The sequence below is a fragment of the Bathymodiolus azoricus thioautotrophic gill symbiont genome (assembly GCF_001298715.1).
Taxonomy (GTDB): Bacteria; Pseudomonadota; Gammaproteobacteria; order PS1; family Pseudothioglobaceae; genus Thiodubiliella.
In genome coordinates, this window is sequence record NZ_CDSC02000393.1 from 1 (window position 1) to 1,520 (window position 1,520).

The following is a 1,520-nucleotide window of genomic DNA, read 5'->3' on the forward strand; positions in this document are numbered from 1 at the left end:
ATTCCAACGATGAATGATTTTTTGATCACGATCGCCCATTGTTTTAGAGCCATCTTCATTTATATGCATATCACCTAATCTACCGGTAACGCTAGCGTCTCTTAAATATTTTCGGGTATAGAGTTGATTGGCATAATCTTGACTGAGTTTTTCGTTGTTACAACCCACCAAAGCAGCACGATTTAAGTAGGCGGAGTTATCTGTTGAATTTATTTTATAGTGTCGCACTAATTGATCGGTGTAATTCGCTAACTTTGTCGCCCCCACTTTTTCCAATGTTTCTGAATGCCCAACAATATTGATCCGTACACTGGAATCAGGCGTAAATGCTTTGTCCTTTGGAAAAACCAATTTTCCTTGCTCATCAAGTGTCGCAATAATACTGGTATCGGGGTGTTTACCAAGCAATGCGGCGGCAGCGTCTTTGGTAACCTTGTCTTCGCCAATGGACAGAATAATGTTGTATTTGTTCTTGCCATTACTTTTCAGGTTTAAGGCTTCGTGACCCTCAAAGGTGTTTGCACGGAAAATAAGATCTCTGCTTTTCACCCAACCTTGTTGATTCATAAAATCAATACTCTCTTTTCTTAAATCAACATTTTGGTTTTGGTTATCTTGGGTAATGACTTCAATGGTGTCAAAGTCTAGATTTTGACTGTCACTTGGTTCATGAATGACTTCTTTTTCATTTGTTGCAAAATTATAAGCAACAAGGGCTTTATTGTCTTCTTTTTGTAGATCGCTCAACATTTGTTGTTTTCGTATATCGCTGTAAGATTCCCAGATTCTGCTGTCAATATAGGTAATATGATTGAGCGCTTTGTCAGTAAAACGCTTGTGGCGTTTTAAAATAGTTTGCTCAAATCCCTGTAAAGCACCTAATATATTTGAATTACGCTTGCTGTTTTCATGCAAATCAACACTTTGTGGATCTATCACATACAGTTGACCATCTTCAGAGACAACTCCTTGGAAATCCTGCACAAAAAGATGGGGGTTGTTTGCAAATATTTTTTGCAAATTTTTGACATCTTTTAAGGTTTGGTTATTGCAATTATCAAGCACTTGTGACATAGGCTGAATATATTTTTTGCGTCTTAATCTTATATCCCGTGCACCTTTAATCTTTTGCACAACCAAACCGCGTTGCTGGATATTAAAATTGGGTGTAGATTGGTCTACAAATGTGATTTGCTTATAACGCTTAGGTGTTTTCATACCAAGCGCTTCTAGCTGTTCTAAGCACATTACTTCATTTTCAATATCGTTGGATTGACCCTCTGAATGTAATAATAACACCAATAAATCAGGTTGATTTTTCAAATTGTAGGCAGTTTTAAATGAGCCCACTCCAACAGCGTCATTGAAGTCTATATGTGCATTGGTTAAGGTATCTGGAATGTTATCTATATCAATAATATCAGTATCAATATCAGTGCCGGTGCCGGTACCAGTGCCAGTTCCGGTATCAGATGAACCTTTAGAGCTCACACAACCTAGTTTCAAGTTTTCTAATATCT

At 37.4% G+C, this 1,520-nt stretch carries 1 protein-coding gene; it reads right to left on the reverse strand.

Translation table 11 applies throughout. The annotated features are described in order from the left end of the window. A partial coding sequence (locus BAZSYMA_RS07645) for a C80 family cysteine peptidase (RefSeq protein WP_143243153.1) occupies positions 1-1,491 on the reverse strand: 1,491 nt, incomplete at its 3' end. Positions 1,492-1,520: the final 29 nt, after the last annotated feature.